The organism is Asanoa sp. NPDC049573 (assembly GCF_040676615.1).
Lineage (GTDB): Bacteria > Actinomycetota > Actinomycetes > Mycobacteriales > Micromonosporaceae > Asanoa.
Map to the genome: position 1 here is coordinate 236,661 of NZ_JBFAPI010000012.1, position 17,281 is coordinate 253,941.

Genomic DNA, 17,281 nt, shown 5'->3' on the forward strand with positions numbered 1-17,281 from the left:
GGCTGTTCTCCTAACGGGACTGCGCTCGGGCGGCGATCAGCCGCTCGCCCAAGCGGGTGAAGATCGTGTTGAGCTCGGCGAGCTCGGCGTCGTCCAGCGCGTCGACGAAGTGCCGGCGCACGGAGCGCAGGTGGTGGGGTGCGGCTTCGCGCAGGGCGCTCAGCCCGGCCTCGGTGAGCACGGCCTCGCTGCCGCGCCGGTCGTCGGGACAGGGCTGCCGGGCGACCAGGCCGCGCTTCTCCATCGTGCCCACGTGGTAGGTGAGGCGGCTGGGGGAAAAGATCAGCTTGTTGGCGAGCTCGCCCATCCGGAGCCGCTGCCGCGGCGCCTCGGAGAGCAGCACCAGCACGTGGTAGTCGGCGAAGCTCAGCTCGCTCGTCTCCCGCAGGTCGTCTTCGAGCTGGGTCAGCAAGCGCTGGCTCGACTCGATGACGGCACGCCAGGCGGCCATCTCTGTTGGGGTCAACGACCGCACGTCGCTCATCACACCTCCGACCGTACTAGGTCTTTCAAATTCGAACAACTAAGTCGGGCGGGGTTTCATTCCCTAGGCTGGGTGATGTGGATGACCTTGATCTGGCCGACTGGCGCGAGCGGGTGGCCGCCCTCTATCTCTCCGACGCCGACCTCAGCGGGTTCCGCGACGGGCGGGACGCCATGTTCGCGACGCACCCCCAGTCGCCGATCCCGGCGGACGAGCGGCCGGCGTTCCAGGGCCTGCACTATTTCGACGAGAACCCGGACGCTGTCGTCGAGGTCCCGGTGCGACCGGCCACCGGCGGCGAGCGGATCGACACCGGCGGCCCGGACGGCGTGGTGAGCTACCGGCGCGCCGGGATCGCCGAAACGCCGTGGGGGCCGCTGACGCTCTGGTGGATCGAGGCGTACGGCGGCGGCCTGTTCCTGCCCTTCCGCGACGGCACCGCCGGCCCGCGCACCTACGGCGGCGGCCGCTACCTGACCGACACGGTCAAGGGCACGTTCGGCCGCGGCCTGGTGCTGCTCGGCTCCGATCGGGTGCGGCTCGACTTCAACTACGCCTACAACCCGAGCTGCGCGTACGACGACCGCTGGGCCTGCCCGCTCGCGCCGGAGGAGAACCGCCTGGCCGCGCCGATCGAGGCGGGGGAACTGAACTACCACAGCAGCGCCGCGGGCTAGCTGTCCTAACGGCCAACGTCGTTGCCCTCGGAAATCTCACTACTCCGCCCGGCCTCTCAACGCATGCTTTACTCCGCGTCCCGCTGATCCTCCGCCGCGCGCCGCTGGGCGGTCAGCTCTTCGCGAATGGCGCGCAACTCCCCGAGAATGGCCAGCTGGATCCATTGCGGTTCCAGCTCATCAGTGCCGATCCATGCTTCTTTCCAGATCTTCCATCGGGCGCCCGTGGTTCGGGTCTTTCGAGCGATCCGGTCACTCAGGTCGATCAGCTTCTCGGTTCCGGCCGCGTTCAGCGGGGCTTGCTGCTCACGCTCGGCCGCGCGCTGTCGTTCGGCCGCGTCATGAAGGTTCTCGCGCCATCCCATTTTCGTCCCCGGTCAGTCGCCGAACTGAGCCGTAAACTCAGTCTTGATCAAGATCGCATTCGATCAGATCAGTTCGCCCGAGGCAAGATCACGACTCTGCCTCGGAAGGCCGCGATGCAACGGCATTTGCGTGCTTGTTGGTGGGGTGCCGGCGGGACCGCGGGCGTGTCATTTCGTCGGGCGTGTCGTGGTGGAGCTGGGCGGTCTGTCGTCCCGTACATGCCTGCACATGTACGTACATGCTCGAGCATGTACGTAGCCGGGGAGAGGTCCCCTCGTCGGGCGACACGCCCGACTGCGCAACACGCCGGAGCCAACGCTGTTCTGGACGTGCCGACCACATCCCTGATCAAGTGCCTCGTTGGCCAGGACCATGGGGCGCGCCATTGCTCCCTGCCCGGCATGCCGAGTTCGAGCCAGCGGTCGAGCAGGATGCCGGCGTCACATCGCGGGAAACGATCCAACATTCAAGCGGTAAGGCATGGTCGACGTTTGGTCCGCAAGCCCGCAGGCGTGAGGTCGTTCAACAACCCAAGGTCCACAACCCGAGCTGCGCGTACGACGACCGCTGGGCCTGCCCGCTCGCGCCGGAGGAGAACCGCCTGGCCGCGCCGATCGAGGCGGGGGAACTGAACTACCACTGAGCGCCCGGCCCGGAGCTAGAACTCGTAAGCAGCGCTCCGTGCACGCATGAACTGCTCACCGATCGCCACCAGCTTCGACTCGATGTCGTCATCGGCCAGGTAGGCGTCCGCCATGTCCGAAAGACGGTTCCCGAGGAATTCCGTTGCTCTTTCCGGGTCGATGTCGACCGGAATGCTGTCGAGATAGGACGCCCATACTCCGGGGATGATCCAGTGTTCCATTTCTCCCAGGCGAACGGTTACCACCGAATGGCCGCGATCGGAACTCATGTCCACCTCTGCCGGGACGCTGCCGGTGGAGCCGGCGATGGACCCGCTCAGGATGACCTCCAGCCCTCCCATCCCGCCGCTCTGTTCGGAGGTCACGGTGAATCCCGCAGTCCGGAGCCGCTCGTACAGCCGCCCGAGCAAAGAGGGCATATCGGATAGGTTCACGAGGCGCTCCTATGTAGGCGGGATCATCCCGAATGTATGCGGGATAACGACCGAGCGAAATCGAGTCGTGCTGGTCGCCCGCGACGAATCCGTTGAGCGGCCGCCCGTCTACTGTGGGCGGCGTGCGGGATCTGGCGATCAATCTGGTGGCGAGCATGCTCGCCGCGGCGGCGGCGTGGCTGGTGCAGCGGTTGGTCGCCCAGCGGCGACTGGCCCGGATGCGCGGCTTCTTCGGGCTGCGGGCCGGCGCGCCGAGCCTGCTGGTCGTCGGCAAGCACTGGTCGTCGCCCCAGGCGGCCAGCGTGCACCGCAACGACGTGGCCGCGCTGGTCGAGCTGGGCGCGATCGTCAAGGAGTGCGGCGCCCGGGCCGACGTCGTGCCGGCGTCCGAGGCGCCCAAGGAGCTGGGCAAGGTCACCGAGTTCTGCGTCGGCGGCGCGGAAAGCAACCCCCGCACCACCGCCCACCTCGCGGCGCTGTTGCCCGGGGTGCGGGTGTCGACCTACGGCGAGGGCGGCAGCACCGTGCCGTTCCGGGTCGCCGGGGAGGTCTTCGAACACCGCGCGCACCACGAGGCCCACGTCCTGGTCGCCCGCGCCGCGCCGACCGCACACCCGCTGTTCCTGATCGTCGGGCAGACCTCGGTGACCAACCTCGCCGCCGCCCGCTATCTGGCCGGCCACCACCAGGAACTACATCGCCTGTACGGGGACCGCTCCCCGTTCTGCCTCGTACTGCGGGTCCGCGAACCACAGGCCTACGGGCCAGACCTGGTCGAACTGGTCGCCGACGTGACCGCGGCCGCGTTCGACAACCCGCCACCGCCGGCGGTGCCGCGGCCGCGCCGCCCCTGGCAGCTCCTGGCCACCCGCCGCCGCGACTGACCCGGACGCCCGCGCACCCACCCCGGGCGACCGACGCCGGGACCGTCCGCCGGACGCTTTGCTCTGCACCCCTGCGGGAAGCAGGCCCTCCCCGGAGGCGCTTCCCACAGGGGTGCAGAGCAAAGCGTGCCGGGAACCGACCTGGCGGCGGCGCCCAGAGCTGGCAGAGGCGCCGCCCCGGGTGGGCGGCGCCTCCATGGCAGTGCGGGTCAGCTGGCTCCGCTGGCCCGCCAGTTCATCCGGGTGAGGAGCTGGCGGGCCGCGTCGGCGTGTTCGGCGTCGGCCATGACCGCGTATTCAGTGGCCTGCAGGGAACTGCGCGAGGTGAAGTCGCGCTGCCCGCGGGTCATGCCGTGGGCGATGGCGCCGAACAGGGCACCCCAGAAGGCGCCGATCGCCAACGCGCTGAACACCACGGCGAACCAGTTGGCGTCCGAGAAGATGCCGAACAGCAGGCCGATGAACAGGCCGAACCACGCGCCGCTGGCGGCGCCCGCGAGCGCGGCCCGGGCGGTGGTCAGGCGGCCGAGCACGTTCTCCACGAGGCGCAGGTTGCTGCCCACGATCGCGGTGTGCTCGACCGGGAACTGGTTATCGGAAAGGTAGTCGACCGCCCGCTGTGCGGAGGCGTAGTCGGGGTAGCTGGCGACGGTCACGGTGGGCCGGGGCATGCCCTGGTCGGCGACCGGGGCACCGCCGAACACACCGCCACCGAGACCGCTGCGGCCCGGCACCGGAGCGCCGGATCCGGCGGGACCGGGCGGGATATTGCTGGCCGGCGTCGAGGGTGTGGTCATGGTTCCTCCTTGGTCGCGTACCACTTCCCTGATCTTCGACCTGGTAACCGCCGTTGGGTAAGCGTTCTGTCAACTCCGTCAAATTGACGTGCACGGAGTGTTACCCAGACGCCAGTCGGTCGGCGGCTGGAAGGTTCCTGTGTAACTGCCCTGGAAGCCGATCGTGGTCGAGCCGCCGGTGGGCAGGTTGCTGTTCCAGGCCAAAGGCCGGGCCGTCAACGAAGTGCCGGTCTGCGTCCAGGTGGCGCTCCAGCCCTGGGTCAGCCGGGCGTCGCCGCGCATGGTCGCGGTCAGCGTCCACCCGGAGACCGCGGCGCCGTCGTTGCGCACCGTCACCTCGACGGTGAAGCCACCCGGCCACGCGTTGGGGCGCAGCCCGACCGCGCAACCGCCGGTGGGAGGCGAGGTGGGCGGCGTCGTCGTGGGCGGCACCGTGGTCGGCGGCACCGTGGTGGGCGGGACCGACGTCGGCGGGGTCCACGGGCCGGCCGCGATGGCGAGGTCGTAGGCCCGCTGCGGTACGAACTGCCCGGCGGCCGCGATGCATCCGTCGGCTTCGCCAGGAAGCTTGACCCAGAGGTAGGCCGCGATGGCCGAGTCGCCGGTCTGGGTGGTGCTGGGCACGCCGATGGCCCGCCCGGCCGGGTCGCACCACTCGGAACCGAGCGGACCGTTCCCGTTGCGGCTCGTGTCGATCACGGCCTTGAGCTGCGGGGCGCCGATCGCGGCGAGCACCGCCTTGGCGTAGGGCACCGCCTCGCTGTTGGCCCGGTAGTTGGAGACGTTGATCGAGATGCCGTCGGCGCTGTTGGCGATGTCGGCGCCGACCAGCCGGGACGCGGCGTCGGCGGCGGACAGCCAGGCCGAGTGCCCGGCGTCCATGTAGACCTTGGCCTGGGCGGAGCCGGCCTTGAGCTTCTTTCCGGCGTACGCCATCGAGGCCTTGGTCTCGGCCTGCTGGCTGGCGCTCTGGCAGTTGGTCATCAGCGGCAGCACGTCGGGTTCGAGCACGATCGTGGCCGGCCGGCCGGCAAGCCCGGCCGCCACCTGGTCGATCCAGGCCCGGTAGGCCGCGTGCGACGGCGCGCCGCCGGAACTGGCGCCGCCGCAGTCCCGGTTGGGGATGTCGTAGACCACCATGATCGGGATCTTGCCCGCGGCCGCGGCCGCGCCGACGAACGCGTCGACCTCGCCGCGCACGGTGGAGGTGTTGGTCGTGGTGAACCAGCGGGCCTGGGGCACCTGGGCGATGCGCTCCCGGATGACGGGGGCCCGGCTGTCGGTCGGGTTGGCGGCCACCCAGCGGGCGGCGTTGGTGTCGGGGTCGACGAAGAAGGCGGAGTCGACGGCGGCAGCGGCCGGCGGCAGGCCGGGCGCGACGAACGCGGTCAGGGCGACGGCGAGCGCCGCCAGACCGGCGAGCGACGCGCCGGCGACGGATCTGCGGTGCATGGCGGTTCTCCTTGGCGTGATGCGATAGAGGACCGTCAGTGGAAGCGCTCCCAGGAGGTTACGACAGGAGAGCCGTCGAGGGGAAGGGGGTGAGCTAGGCGTCCGGACGCGGGCGGCGCGGCTTGAGCATGAAGACGTTGGGGCCGAGCTTCTCCATGGCGCCGTCGCGGGCGACGATCAGGCCCGCCGCGAAGTCGACCAACGGGGTCGGGTTGCCGTCGTCGAGGTCGGTCAGGTCCATCACCACGGTGAAGTCGTGGCAGAAGTAGTGCCCGACATGGATCACGTCGCTGTAGCTGCGGGGACGGAGGGTCTTGAGCATTGCCTCAGTTTCCTCCCTCGGCCGGCGCGGAGAGCCACGCCGTGCGCAGCGTGTCGAGCACACCGTCGTCGAGATGGCCGTGCAGGCGGAGGCGGGCCATCCCGCCGTCGGGGTAGATGTCGAGGCGCACGTGGGTGACCGGCTCGGTGTGCAGCGGAAACCGGTGTGGGGTGTCTGGACGCAGGTCGACCCGGGGCAGCAGCGGAAACCAGGCCGGGTCGGCTCGCCGGTCGTCCATGCCGGCCAGCGCGGCCGCACCCGGTGCGTTGCCCTTGAAATGTGAGGTGTCCAGCGAAGCGAGCCGGATCCGGCCGGGCGCGGCGAGGCGCACCACCACCCAGTCGTTGGCGGCGTCGCGGCGTCGCCGGGTCTCCCAGCCCTCGCCCATCGTGCGGGCCAGGCCGGGCTCGATCAACTGTGCGGGCGAGCCGTAGAACAGGTCGCTGCAGTCGACGACCCGGCCGCCGTTCTCGGCCGCGGCCAGGTCGAGCCAGCCGTCGGGGAAGCGGACCGGATCGGGAATCACCTCACCGTGTACGCGCAACCGGGCCACTCCGCCGTCGGGGTGGATGACGAGCCGGACGTGGGTGACGAGTCCACCGTGGGACACGGCGAACGGGTTGGCGGTGTCGCCGGCCAGCGGCGAACGCGGCACCAGCGGCACCCAGTCGGCGGCCAGCAGGTCGTCGAGCGACGGATGGCCGTCGAGGCGGCAGCCCTGCACCGAGGCCTCGGGCGGGAAGTTGCCGGTGAAGAACGACGTGTCGACGACCACCCCGCGCACCACCCCGGCCGCGCCGAGCCGGACGATCGCCCAGTCCTCCCCGGCGACCCGGCGGCGGCGGGTCTCCCAACCGTCGTACACCTGGCCCTTGGGCCCGAAGGTGCGCGGCGTGAAGCCGGGCGGTTCCGGCGTGACCAGGTTGTCGGCGGCGGCGAACAACTCGTCGTTGGTGCCGACCACGCCGCCACCGAGCCGGCGGGACGCGAGGTCGGTCAGGGCGAGCCAACCGGTCATCGTGCCTCCCGCGGGTCGGCGGCGCGGCGGAGCAACCGGCCGCGCGGCGGATCCGACGGCGAGACCTCGGCGCCGCCGAGCCAGGCCCGCCGGACGACACCGGTCAACTGCCGGCCGGCGTACGGGCTGACCGGGTGCCGGTGGTGCAGCGCCGCCGGATCCACGGTGAACGTGGCCGCGGGGTCGAAGGCGACCAGGTCGGCGTCGGCGCCCACGGCGATCCGGCCCTTGCCCGGCAAACCCACGAGGTCGGCCGGCCCGGTCGACATCCAGCGGACGACGTCGGCGATGCCGTGACCGCGGGCCGACGCAGCGGTCCAGACGAGCGGCAGCCCGAGTTGCAGCGACGCGATCCCGCCCCAGGCCGAACCGAAGTCGCCCCGCTTGAGGTCGGGGGTCGACGGCGAATGGTCGGAGACCACGATGTCGATCGCCCCGCCGGCCAGCGCCGACCACAGCGCGTCGCGGTTGGACGCACCGCGGATCGGCGGGCAGCACTTGAACTCGGTCGCGCCGTCCGGGATCTCGGCCGCGTCCAGCGTCAGGTAGTGGGGACAGGTCTCCGCGGTCACCCGCACGCCCCTGGCCCGGCCGGCCGCGACCACATCGGCCGCCGCGGCGTCCGACACGTGGAGGACGTGCACCCGGCTGCCGGTCGCCTCGGCCGCGTCCAGGGCGGCGCCGACGGCCGCACACTCGGCGGCGCCCGGGCGCGAGTCCTCGAAGTCGGCATAGCGCGGGGACGGGGGCGCGGACCGTAACCGGGCCGGATCCTCCGCGTGCACGACGAACAGGGCCGGGACCGTGCCCATCGCGGCGCGCAACTGGGTAGGCGACACCGGCGGGAACTCGGGCACGCCGGAGTCGGCGAGGAAGGCCTTGAAGCCGAACACCCCGGCGGCGTGCAGGTCGGCGAGGTCGCCGGCGTTGCCGGGGATCGCGCCGCCCCAGAAGCCCACGTCGACGTGGCACTGGCCGGCGGCCGCGGCCCGCTTCTCGGCCAGCGCGGCCGCGGAGACCGTCGGCGGCAAGGAGTTGAGCGGCATGTCGACGATCGTGGTCACCCCGCCGGCCAGCGCCGCCCGGGTGGCCGTGGCGAAGCCCTCCCACTCGGTGCGCCCCGGCTCGTTGACGTGCACGTGGGTGTCGACCAGCCCGGGCATGAGCACGAGATCGCCAAGATCGACGTCAAAAGGCCCGGCGGAGGACACCGACGCGATCCGCCCGTCGCGGACCGCCACCGACGCCGGCCCGACCGGGCCGTCCGGCAGCACCACCCGGGAGGAGCGGATCACGAGGTCCACGGCAACACCACCTGGGCGGAACGGATCACGCGGTCCACAGGGTCTCCAGGGACGGGCGGCCGAAGGGGACCTCGGGCGGGTCCAGGGCGCCGCAGTCGAGCCCGCGCAACAGGAACCCGGCCAGCGCCCGGGCCGTCGCCGGCTCGTCGAGGATGCCGCTGGACCGGCGGTCGAGGTAGGCGCCGAGGCGTTCGACCGCGGCCGCCGATGCCGAGCGGAAGAACGCGTAGGTGGCCGCGAATCGGGTCGGCAGCTGGGCCGGGTGCAGGTCCCAGCCCTGGTAGAAGCCGCGGGCCAGCCCCCGCGCGACCAGCCGGTGGTGCAGTTGCCAGGCGGCGTGGATGCCGGGGCCGACCGGCAGCACGTTGCAGGAGCCGTCACTGAGCCGCACGCCGGTGCCGGCCACCGCCACCTGCATGACCGCCTTGGCGTGGTCGGCGGCCGGGTGGGCCAGGCTCTGCTCCGAGGCGGCGATGCCGAGCCCGGCGCTGTAGTCGTAGGTGCCGTAGTGCAGGCCGACCAGCCGGCCCTGGGCCGCGCGGGCCAGCCGGGCGACCGTCGCGGCGCCGTCCGGCCCGAGCACCGCGAGCGGGGTCTCCACCTGCGCCTCGAACAGCAGTGCCCGCGACGGCAGGCCGTAGGCCAGCTCGAGCTGGCCGCAGAGCAGCGCCATCGCCTCGACCTGGGCCGGCGCGCTGACCTTGGGCAGGGTCACCACGAAGCCGGCTGGCAGGGCGCCGCCCACCGCTTCGAGGAAGAGGTCGAGGGTGCGCACGCCGCGGCGCCGGGTCGCCGCTTCCAGCGACTTGATCCGCAGGCCGATGAACGGCGGCGCGGGGGCCAGCGAGAGCAACGCCGCCCCGGCGGCCGCCGCGGCGGCGTCTTCGGTGTCGTCGCCCCGGTAGCCGTACCCGTCTTCGAAGTCGATCCGCAGGTCTTCGATCGGCTCGTGGTCGAGCTTGGCCACCACCCGGTCGCGCAGTTCCTCCGGAAACGGCAGCGGCGGCGACCCTTCGAGCGCGGCGCGCGCCGCGGCGCCCCAGGCCGACACGACCGAGGGCACGAACTTGTCCGCGGGTACGTAGACCGTGTGCACCGGCTGCCGTCCGGTGACCGCGGGCCGGTGCCGGTCGCGCAGCACCGCGTCGACGGGCGCGAGCCGTTGGTCGAGGTCGCGGTACACCGCTTCCGGCAGCCGCCTGCTCATCGGGCCCTGTTCGACGGCCCGCCGATGGGACCGGCCGGGAGCGCGATGTGGTCGGGCCGGACCGGGACCCGGTTGAGGGCCAGTCCCGTCGCCGCCCGGATCGCGGCGACCACGGCCGGGGTCGAGGAGATGGTCGGCGGCTCGCCCACGCCGCGCAGCCCGTAAGGCGCCGAAGGGTCGCCGAGTTCGAGCACGTCGACGGACATCGGCGGCATGTCGAGGATGGTGGGGATCAGGTAGTCGGTGAAGGAGGGGTTGCGGATGACCCCGTCGACCACCTGGACCTCCTCCATCACGGCCAGGCCGAGACCCTGCGCGGTGCCGCCCTGGATCTGGCCCACCACGGCCTGCGGGTTGACCGCCTTGCCGACGTCTTGCGCGGTGGCGATCTCCACCACCCGCACCAGGCCGAGTTCCGTGTCGACGTCGACGACCGCGCGGTGCGCGGCGAACGCGTACTGCACGTGGGCGTCGCCCTGGCCGGTGTGCGGGTCGAGCGGCGAGGTCGGCTTGTGGCGCCACTCCACCGTCTCCTCGACCGTGTCGTCGCCCAGCAACTCGACCAGGGAGGCGACCACCGAGCCGTCGGAGTCGACCACCTTGCCGTCGACCAGCGACAGCCCGCCTGCGCGACCGAGCCGGCCGAGCACCGTGGCCCGGACCGCCTGGCAGGCCGCGCGCACCGCGCCGCCGGTCATATAGGTCTGCCGGGACGCCGACGAGGACCCGGCGCTGCCGACCGAGGTGTCGGCCGTCGCGACCGAGACCCGGGCGACGCCCAACTCGGTGCGGGCGATCTGCGCCTGCACGGTGACCAGGCCCTGGCCGACCTCGGCGGCGGCGGTGTGCACCAGCACCGCCGGCTCGCCGCCGATCGCCGTCAGCCGCACCCGCGCGGTGGAGTAGTCGTCGAAGCCCTCGGAGAAGCAGACGTTCTTGATGCCGATCGCGTAGCCGACGCCGCGTACCACGCCCTCGCCGTGGGTGGTGTTGGCGACGCCGCCGGGACGCTCCCGGTCGTCGCCCGCGTAGGGCGGCGGCAGCGGCCGGTCGCGGACCAGCGCGAGCAGCCCGGCGACCGGGGCCGGGCCCTCGACGATCTGGCCCGTCGGCATCACCGACCCGGTGTCCATCGCGTTGCGCCGGCGGATCTCGACCGGGTCGACGCCGATCGCGGCGGCCAGCTTGTCCATCTGCGACTCGTAGGCGAAGCAGGCCTGCACGGCACCGAAACCGCGCATCGCGCCGCAGGGCGGGTTGTTGGTGTAGACGCCGTAGGCGTCGATCACGACGGTCGGCACGTCGTAGGGCCCGACGCCGAGCGTCGCCGCGTTGGCGACCACGGCCGGCGTCGAGGAGGTGTAGGCGCCGCCGTCGAGCACGATGCGGGCCTTGACGTAGACCAGCTTGCCGGTGCGGTCGGCACCGTGCTCGTAGACCATCCGTGCCGGGTGCCGGTGCACGTGGCCGAAGAAGGACTCCTCCCGGCCGTACACCATCTTCACCGGCTTTCCGGTGTGCAGCGCGAGCAGGCAGGCGTGCACCTGCATGGAGAGGTCTTCGCGGGCGCCGAAGGCGCCGCCGACGCCGGCGAGGCTGAGCCGCACCTTCTCGGTCGGCAGGCCGAGGCAGGCGGCGACCTGGCGCTGGTCGACGTGGAGCCACTGGGTGGCGACGAACAGGTCGATACCGCCGTCTTCGGCCGGCACCGCGAGCCCCGACTCCGGGCCGAGGAACGCCTGGTCCTGCATGCCGACCTCGTAGCTGCCGCTGACCACCACGTCGGCGGTCAGCGCGCCGTCGCCGGCCGAGGCGAAGCGGTGCACCGGCACGTGCCGGACCAGGTCGCCGCGGGCCAGCGCTTCCTCGGCGTCGGTGACCGGGGCGCGCACCGCGTACTCGACCCGGATGCGGGCGGCGGCGCGGCGGGCGGTCTCCGGGTGGTCGGCGGCGACGATCGCGACCGGCTCACCCTCGTAGCGCACCTCGTCGATGGCCAGCACCGGCTGGTCGACCACCTCGAGCCCGTAACGCTTGGCACCGGGTACGTCGGCGGCGGTCAACACGGCGTAGACGCCGGGCAGGGCCAGGGCCGCGCCGATGTCGATCTCGCGGATCTCGGCACTCGGATGCGGCGAGCGCAAGGTGGCGCCCCAGAGCATCTCGTCGGCCCACAGGTCGGAGGAGTAGGCGAACTCGCCCGACACCTTCAGCACGCCGTCGGGACGCTGCGGCGAGGTGCCGACGCCGCCGGCGACGGTGGTCGTCTCCTTCAGGGCACTGGTCATCGGGCCCTCCGCAGCAGGGCGCGGTGGGCGCGGCTGGTGCGCCGGGTCAGGTCACGGTCGTCGGCGGTACGCAGCTCCCCGTACTCGACGATCGTCCGGCCGCCCACGGTCAGCAACTCCAGGGTGGCCGGCGGGCCGAACACCAGCGCGGTGACCGGGTCGTCGATGCCCACGTGGCCGAGATCGTCGAGCCGCCAGAGCGCCAGGTCGGCCAGCTTGCCCTGCTCGATCGAGCCCAGGTCGGCCTCGCGGCCCAGACAGCGGGCCCCGCCCATGGTGCCGAGCCGGAGCGCCTCGCGGGCGGTCAGTGCGGTCGGCCCGCCCCGCGACCGGGCCGTGTAGAGCGCCTGCCGCAGTTCGGCGCCGAGCTGGTTGGCCTCCTGCGAGGCCGCGCCGTCGACACCGAGCCCGACCGGCACGCCGGCGTCGAGCAACTCGCGCACCCGGGCCATGCCGGCACCGAGCCGGGCGTTGGAACTCGGGCAGTGCGCGACCGCGGTGCCGGTGGCGGCCAGCTTGCCGATCGCCGCGTCGTCGAGGTGCACCGCGTGGGCCAGCCAGACGTCGGTGCCGAGCCACCCGAGCCGCTCGGCGTAGTCGACCGGTGTGCAGCCGAACTGCTCGCGGCAGAAGTCGGTCTCGTCGCCGGTCTCGGCCAGGTGGGTGTGCAGCCGCACGCCGTGCCGCCGGGCCAGCGCCGCCGCCTCCTCCATCAGCCGGCCGGTGACCGAGAACGGCGAGCAGGGCGCGACCGCGATCCGGAGCATCGAGTCGGGCGCCGGGTCGTGGTAGCGGGTGATCGCCTCCTCGGTGGCGGCCAGCGCGTCGTCGGTCTTCTCCACCACCTCGTCGGGCGGCAGCCCGCCGGCCGACCGGCCCAGGTCCATCGAGCCGCGGGTCGGGTGGAAGCGCAGCCCGACCTCCCGGGCCGCTTCCACCTGCGCGGCCATCAGGTCGCCGCCCGCTCCCGGATAGACGTAGTGGTGGTCGGTGCTGGTCGTGCAGCCCGACATCGCCAGCCAGCCGAGCCCGGCGGCGGTGGTGGCCGAGACGACCTCCGCGTCGAGGCCGGCCCAGATCGGGTAGAGCGTGGTCAGCCACTCGAAGAGGGTGCCGTCGGGCGCGAACCCGCGGGTCGCCCACTGGTAGAGGTGGTGGTGGGTGTTGACCAGGCCGGGCGTCAGCAGGCAGCCGGTGCCGTCGACCCGGCGCACCGACTGGAACCGGCCGGCCCGCCCGGCGTGTCCGCGCTGCGGAAGCGTGCCCGAGCCGGCGCCGACCGAGGCGATCCGGCCGTCGTCGCCGACCAGCACGTGGCCCTCGACGTATTCGGTGCCGGCCGCGTCGACGGTCGCGATCGCGCAGTTCTCGATGAGGATCACGACGTCGCCGCCAACCGGACGGCTTCCATGATCTTCTCGTAGCCGGTGCAGCGGCACAGGTTGCCGGCCAGCGCCTCGCGGATGTCGGGGTCGCTCGGCGCCGGGTCGCGGGCCAGCAGGTCGTGCACGGCCACGATCAGGCCCGGGGTGCAGAACCCGCACTGGACGGCCCCGGTGGCCAGGAACGCCCGCTGCACCCGGTCGAGTTGCTCCTCGCCGGTGCCGGGGGCCAGCCCTTCCACCGTGGTCACCGTTCGGCCGTGGGCCTGGCCGGCCGCCACCAGGCAGGCGCACACCGGCAGCCCGTCGAGGTAGACGGTGCACGAGCCGCACTCGCCCTGCTCGCAGGCGTTCTTCGCGCCGGGCAGGCCGAGCCGCTCGCGGAGCACGAACAGCAGGCTCTCCCCCGGCCAGACGTCGTCGGCCTCCCGGGCCTCGCCGTTGACCTCGAAGCTGACCCTCATCGCGCACCTCCCAGATCCGCCCAGGCCCAGGCGAGCGTGCGGCGGGCCAGCACGGCCAGCGCGTGCCGCCGGTAGTCGGCGCTGCCGCGGACGTCGTCGATCGGCCGCGCCGCCGCGCCGACCAGGTCGCCGAACCGGGTCGTCACCGTCGCCGGAACCGGCCCGAACGAATCCCACGGAAGCGACGCTTCCAGGAACTCGGCGGCCTCCGTGGCCCGCAGCGGGGTCGGGCCGGCCGAGCCGATCCCGGTGCCGACGCTACGGGTCCGCGGATCGAGCGACAGCGCGAACGAGCAGACCGCGATCACCATCGCGTTGCGGGTGCCGACCTTGGCGAACTGCTCGGCGCCCGGGACCGACGGCACCAGGAACGCGGCGATCAGCTCGTCGGGCGTCTTGACCGAGCGCTTGGGGCCGACGAAGAACTCGGCCGCCGGCACCCGCCGGGTGCCCCGCGTCGACGCCAGCTCGACCAGCGCTCCGGCGGCCAGCAGTGCCGGGTGCGCGTCACCGGCCGGCGACGCGGAACCTAGGTTGCCGCCGACCGTGCCCCGGTTGCGGATCTGCGGCGAGCCGACCGTGCGGGCCGCCTGCGCCAGGCCCGGCACCCGGCCGGCCAGTTCGTCGATCAGGCGCCGGTAGGTCACGCCCGCGCCGATCCGCAGCAGGTCACCGTCGGTCCCCCAGTCGGTGAGCGCGCCGACCCGGGTCAGGTCGAGCAGCGCCGCCGGCCGGGACCGGTCGAAGTTGAGCTCGACCATCACGTCCGTGCCGCCGGCGATCGGCACCGCGTCGGGGTGGGCCGCCTTCGCGGCCAGGGCCTCGTCCCAGCTCGCCGGGCACAGGAAGTCCATGGTCACCACGCCTCCGGCGCCGGGGGCGCGTCGTCGCGCAGCACGGTGCCCTCGATCAGGCCGTACGGGCGGTCGGTGGCGACGTAGACCTCGTTGTCGTTGTCGAGCCCGAACGGTGCCAGGTCGACCAGGAAGTGGTGCTTGTTGGGCAGCGCCAGCCGCACCTCGGCCAGCTCGGGCCGCTTCTCCAGTGCCCGGGAGCCCATCGCGTAGAGGGTCTGCTGCAGCGAGTAGCTGTAGGTTTCGACGAACGCCTCGATGAGCGCATCGCGTACGCCGTGGAACGAGGCCCCCCACGACGGCGCGGCACCGACCGACGCCCAGCGCCAGCGCGCGGCGACCTCGGTCGCGAGGATCCGGTCGGTGGTCTCCGGCAGCGTGGTGTAGCCGTCGCGCACGTAGCCGTGGAACTCGGAGTCGGTGGTGTTGAGCAGCACCAGGCCGGCCAGGCCGCTGACGACGTGGGACGCGGCGCCGGTCACGGTCACCGAGGCGAGCCGGGTCGGGCCGCCGGCGCGGGCGAACGAGTGCGGGCCGAGCCGGTCCCACGGGTGCTCGACCAGGTCGACCCGGGCCCAGGTGATCGTGGGCTGGGTGTCGACGAAGTGCCGGGCCAGCAGCAGGCCGAACGCCTCGGGCTCGCCGACGCCGTAGCGCTTCGCGAACGCGTACACCGTGTTCTTCTGGGTGTCGGTGGGTAGCACGCCGCTGTTGTCGCCCTCGTGCGCGGCGGCCAGGTCGCCGGCCAGCGCCACGCTGACGGTCAGGTCACGCAGTTCGTGCCGGGCGCCGTCGCGCACCACCCGGACGAGGCGGACCTCGGCCTTGCCGTAGCGGTTGTCGCCCAGGGCGATCGCCATCGGCTCAGCTCCCCCGGTAGGTCGTGTAGCCGTGCCGGTTGAGCAGCAGCGGCACGTGGTGGTGCTGGTCGGCCGCGGTGACCCGGAACCCGATCGTGATCTCCGGGAAGAAGGTCGCGCCGTCGAGATAGCCGGCGACGTCGAAGACCAGCCGGTAGTCGCCGGCGGCCCAGCCGTCGGCCGGGACCCACTCGCGCAGCCGCCCGTCGTCGTCGGTGCGCCCCTTGGCCAGCGTCTCGCTGCCGCGCTCGAGCCGCACCGGCACGCCGGCCGCGGGGCGGCCCCGCTCGAGGTCGAGCACGTGGGTGGACAGCGGCGCGGTCTGGTCGGTGACCAGCCGTTCGAGCCGGAGCAGCGCGATCTTGCGGAGCTCTTCCTGGACGACCCTGCGCTCGGTCTGGTCGTCGTTGTCGAGCCGGTGCCGCAGCGCGTCGAGGATCTCGGCCTGTGACTTGCCGGTCGCGAAGATGAGGAAGACCTGGTCGAAGCGGCGTTCGTAGTCGAGGTTGGCCCGCTTGAGCGCGGTCCGGGTGTCGGCGTCGGCCGCCACGCCGGCCTGCTCGCGCCGTGACCAGGCCGACTCCCGGTCGTCGCCGGCCGGGCGTTCGCCGATCCGCGGGTGCGCGGAGATCGCCAGGGAGACGTCGGCCCAGCTCAGCCGGCGCAGCGCGGCGTCAGCGGCGGCGAGCAGCGTGGCCCGGTCGGCATAGGGACGGCCGGCGGCGACCGCCTCCGCCCACGCGGGCGCCGCGCAACAGGCGAGCAACTCGCGCTCGGCCTCGGCGGGTGGGAGCCGGTTGAACCGGTCGACGTCGGCGATGACGCCCCCTTAAAAGACGGATACCGAATGACTACTCCAGCGCCGGCCCCCGATCAAGACGTTGGGCACCCGGCTCTCGCGTGTCTTCCTCGTCGGGGGTGTCCAGGTCGGTGTCGTCGGCGACGTCTCCGCACGGGACGACGGTGACGGCGCCGGCGTGCGCACGCAAATAGGCGCGGGCGCCGGCGTCGCCGGTGGCGGTCTCGGCGACGCCGGCCCAGTGGTCGCGGCCGAGCACCACCGGATGGCCACGGCGCCCGTCGTATCCGCCCATGGCCAGCGTCGCGGGCCCGGCGCCGGCCGCGACCCGGGCGACGGCGGCCGGGGTGACGCCGGGCATGTCGACCAGCAGCACGGTCGCGGCCGGCGCGTCGGTGACCGTGAGTGCTCGCAGGCCCGCGCGGAGTGACGAGGCCATTCCGGTCGGCCAGTCCGGATTGTCGACGAGCACCGCGTCGCCCAGGTCGGCCTCGGCCCGCACCCGGTCCGCGGCGGCGCCGACGACGACGTAGACCGGCGACAGGCCGCCCGCGCGCGCGGTGGCGACGGCGCGTTCGACCAGGAGAGATCCGTCACGTCGGACGAGCGCCTTGGGGCCGCCGTAACGGCGGCCGGCGCCGGCGGCGAGCACGATCGCGGCCGTCTTCATGCTTTTAGACCCTAGTCTCGGCCAGAAAATCTTGAGCAATACACCCTGATATGCCCCTTTCGCGTGCTATCTACATCGGCCGTTCGGCTAGCTTTTCGCTGGCCGTCCGGGCTACGGTGAGTGCCGAACAGCTATCCATGCTCCACAGCAAACATCAGAACGACTCACATATCGCGCAACGAATGCAGGAGGTCCCCCCAATGACCGTGCAGACGGTGGACAAGGTCGACGCACCACATTCCGAGGCGCCGGCGGCCATCGCCACGAAGCCCACCGACACCGCGACCGAGCTGCTCACCGCGATGGCCGCGCTGCCCGCCGGCCACCCGACCCGGGCACGACTACGCGACCGCACGATCGAAGCCTGGCTCCCCC

The 17,281-nt window shown here is 72.7% G+C and carries 19 protein-coding genes and 1 pseudogene; 4 read left to right on the plus strand and 16 right to left on the minus strand.

Annotation, left to right across the window (positions count from 1 at the left end):
- Positions 1-10 precede the first annotated feature (10 nt).
- Positions 11-484 carry a MarR family transcriptional regulator gene (locus tag AB0J74_RS25810; protein ID WP_363452192.1) on the minus strand — a complete coding sequence of 158 codons (474 nt, stop codon included), beginning with the start codon at positions 482-484 and terminating at the stop codon, positions 11-13.
- 77 nt (positions 485-561) lie between these two features.
- Between AB0J74_RS25810 and AB0J74_RS25815 the strand changes: the two genes are divergently transcribed.
- Entirely contained in the window at positions 562-1,161 is a 600-nt protein-coding gene (locus AB0J74_RS25815) for a DUF1684 domain-containing protein (RefSeq protein ID WP_363452194.1), read from the plus strand.
- Positions 1,162-1,229: 68 nt separating this feature from the next.
- On the opposite strand, the gene AB0J74_RS25820 is transcribed toward AB0J74_RS25815, so the two are convergent.
- Positions 1,230-1,526 carry a hypothetical protein gene (locus AB0J74_RS25820; protein ID WP_363452196.1) on the minus strand — a complete coding sequence of 99 codons (297 nt, stop codon included), beginning with the start codon at positions 1,524-1,526 and terminating at the stop codon, positions 1,230-1,232.
- A 386-nt stretch (positions 1,527-1,912) separates the two neighbouring features.
- Here AB0J74_RS25820 and AB0J74_RS25825 point away from each other — a divergent pair, with 386 nt between their 5' ends.
- Positions 1,913-2,170, plus strand: a complete 258-nt coding sequence (locus AB0J74_RS25825) for a DUF1684 domain-containing protein (RefSeq protein ID WP_363452198.1) — start codon at positions 1,913-1,915, stop codon at positions 2,168-2,170.
- 15 nt (positions 2,171-2,185) lie between these two features.
- Here AB0J74_RS25825 and AB0J74_RS25830 read toward each other — a convergent pair whose 3' ends face one another.
- On the minus strand, positions 2,186-2,605 hold the full coding sequence (locus tag AB0J74_RS25830) for a hypothetical protein (protein ID WP_363452200.1): 420 nt from the start codon (positions 2,603-2,605) through the stop codon (positions 2,186-2,188).
- A gap of 122 nt (positions 2,606-2,727) precedes the next feature.
- Between AB0J74_RS25830 and AB0J74_RS25835 the strand changes: the two genes are divergently transcribed.
- The gene (locus tag AB0J74_RS25835; protein WP_363452202.1) at positions 2,728-3,489 is read left to right on the plus strand and encodes a hypothetical protein; all 762 of its coding nucleotides are present in this window, start codon (positions 2,728-2,730) and stop codon (positions 3,487-3,489) included.
- Between the two features lie 209 nt (positions 3,490-3,698).
- Here AB0J74_RS25835 and AB0J74_RS25840 read toward each other — a convergent pair whose 3' ends face one another.
- The 13 genes from AB0J74_RS25840 to AB0J74_RS25900 form a co-directional block, all read right to left on the minus strand.
- Positions 3,699-4,286, minus strand: a complete 588-nt coding sequence (locus tag AB0J74_RS25840; protein WP_363452204.1) for a general stress protein — start codon at positions 4,284-4,286, stop codon at positions 3,699-3,701.
- A 78-nt stretch (positions 4,287-4,364) separates the two neighbouring features.
- On the minus strand, positions 4,365-5,738 hold the full coding sequence (locus AB0J74_RS25845) for a glycoside hydrolase family 6 protein (RefSeq protein ID WP_363452206.1): 1,374 nt from the start codon (positions 5,736-5,738) through the stop codon (positions 4,365-4,367).
- A 94-nt stretch (positions 5,739-5,832) separates the two neighbouring features.
- Positions 5,833-6,060: a cell division protein SepF gene (locus tag AB0J74_RS25850; protein WP_363452208.1), complete on the minus strand. Its 228-nt coding sequence runs from the start codon at positions 6,058-6,060 to the stop codon at positions 5,833-5,835.
- 4 nt (positions 6,061-6,064) lie between these two features.
- A complete protein-coding gene (alc, locus tag AB0J74_RS25855; protein WP_363452210.1) occupies positions 6,065-7,078 on the minus strand; it encodes an allantoicase in 1,014 nt (337 codons plus the stop codon).
- On the minus strand, positions 7,075-8,382 hold the full coding sequence (gene allB / locus AB0J74_RS25860) for an allantoinase AllB (RefSeq protein WP_363452212.1): 1,308 nt from the start codon (positions 8,380-8,382) through the stop codon (positions 7,075-7,077). Before allB ends, alc begins: the two co-directional genes overlap by 4 nt.
- Positions 8,383-8,407: 25 nt before the next feature.
- Complete coding sequence (locus tag AB0J74_RS25865; protein WP_363452214.1) at positions 8,408-9,589, minus strand: hypothetical protein; 1,182 nt, start codon at positions 9,587-9,589, stop codon at positions 8,408-8,410.
- Positions 9,586-11,877 (minus strand): xanthine dehydrogenase subunit D, encoded by a 2,292-nt coding sequence (gene pucD, locus AB0J74_RS25870; RefSeq protein WP_363452216.1) that lies wholly within the window; start codon positions 11,875-11,877, stop codon positions 9,586-9,588. The genes AB0J74_RS25865 and pucD overlap by 4 nt, the downstream gene beginning before the upstream one ends.
- The gene (locus AB0J74_RS25875; RefSeq protein ID WP_363452218.1) at positions 11,874-13,259 is read right to left on the minus strand and encodes an 8-oxoguanine deaminase; all 1,386 of its coding nucleotides are present in this window, start codon (positions 13,257-13,259) and stop codon (positions 11,874-11,876) included. Before AB0J74_RS25875 ends, pucD begins: the two co-directional genes overlap by 4 nt.
- On the minus strand, positions 13,256-13,723 hold the full coding sequence (locus AB0J74_RS25880; protein WP_363452220.1) for a (2Fe-2S)-binding protein: 468 nt from the start codon (positions 13,721-13,723) through the stop codon (positions 13,256-13,258). Before AB0J74_RS25880 ends, AB0J74_RS25875 begins: the two co-directional genes overlap by 4 nt.
- Positions 13,720-14,577, minus strand: coding sequence for an FAD binding domain-containing protein (locus AB0J74_RS25885; protein WP_363452244.1), 858 nt, complete (start codon positions 14,575-14,577; stop codon positions 13,720-13,722). The genes AB0J74_RS25880 and AB0J74_RS25885 overlap by 4 nt, the downstream gene beginning before the upstream one ends.
- 2 nt (positions 14,578-14,579) lie before the next feature.
- On the minus strand, positions 14,580-15,437 hold the full coding sequence (pucL, locus tag AB0J74_RS25890; RefSeq protein WP_363452222.1) for a factor-independent urate hydroxylase: 858 nt from the start codon (positions 15,435-15,437) through the stop codon (positions 14,580-14,582).
- Positions 15,438-15,441: 4 nt separating this feature from the next.
- Positions 15,442-16,257, minus strand: a complete 816-nt coding sequence (gene uraD / locus AB0J74_RS25895) for a 2-oxo-4-hydroxy-4-carboxy-5-ureidoimidazoline decarboxylase (protein ID WP_363452246.1) — start codon at positions 16,255-16,257, stop codon at positions 15,442-15,444.
- A gap of 31 nt (positions 16,258-16,288) precedes the next feature.
- Positions 16,289-16,906, minus strand: a complete 618-nt coding sequence (locus tag AB0J74_RS25900) for a nucleotidyltransferase family protein (RefSeq protein WP_363452224.1) — start codon at positions 16,904-16,906, stop codon at positions 16,289-16,291.
- 200 nt (positions 16,907-17,106) lie between these two features.
- On the opposite strand from AB0J74_RS25900, the pseudogene AB0J74_RS25905 reads away from it, so the two are divergent.
- Positions 17,107-17,281 (plus strand): annotated as a pseudogene (locus AB0J74_RS25905) (RNA polymerase sigma factor SigF); the annotation flags it as partial.

Bases quoted from the DNA above. Each gene is read 5' to 3' on its own strand.
- AB0J74_RS25900 (WP_363452224.1), bottom strand. From the start codon at position 16,906: ATGAAGACGGCCGCGATCGTGCTCGCCGCCGGCGCCGGCCGCCGTTAC.
- pucD (WP_363452216.1), bottom strand. From the start codon at position 11,877: ATGACCAGTGCCCTGAAGGAGACGACCACCGTCGCCGGCGGCGTCGGC.
- AB0J74_RS25880 (WP_363452220.1), bottom strand. From the start codon at position 13,723: ATGAGGGTCAGCTTCGAGGTCAACGGCGAGGCCCGGGAGGCCGACGAC.
- AB0J74_RS25840 (WP_363452204.1), bottom strand. From the start codon at position 4,286: ATGACCACACCCTCGACGCCGGCCAGCAATATCCCGCCCGGTCCCGCC.
- AB0J74_RS25865 (WP_363452214.1), bottom strand. From the start codon at position 9,589: ATGAGCAGGCGGCTGCCGGAAGCGGTGTACCGCGACCTCGACCAACGG.
- AB0J74_RS25810 (WP_363452192.1), bottom strand. From the start codon at position 484: ATGAGCGACGTGCGGTCGTTGACCCCAACAGAGATGGCCGCCTGGCGT.
- pucL (WP_363452222.1), bottom strand. From the start codon at position 15,437: ATGGCGATCGCCCTGGGCGACAACCGCTACGGCAAGGCCGAGGTCCGC.
- alc (WP_363452210.1), bottom strand. From the start codon at position 7,078: ATGACCGGTTGGCTCGCCCTGACCGACCTCGCGTCCCGCCGGCTCGGT.
- AB0J74_RS25820 (WP_363452196.1), bottom strand. From the start codon at position 1,526: ATGGGATGGCGCGAGAACCTTCATGACGCGGCCGAACGACAGCGCGCG.
- AB0J74_RS25850 (WP_363452208.1), bottom strand. From the start codon at position 6,060: ATGCTCAAGACCCTCCGTCCCCGCAGCTACAGCGACGTGATCCATGTC.
- AB0J74_RS25885 (WP_363452244.1), bottom strand. From the start codon at position 14,577: ATGGACTTCCTGTGCCCGGCGAGCTGGGACGAGGCCCTGGCCGCGAAG.
- AB0J74_RS25845 (WP_363452206.1), bottom strand. From the start codon at position 5,738: ATGCACCGCAGATCCGTCGCCGGCGCGTCGCTCGCCGGTCTGGCGGCG.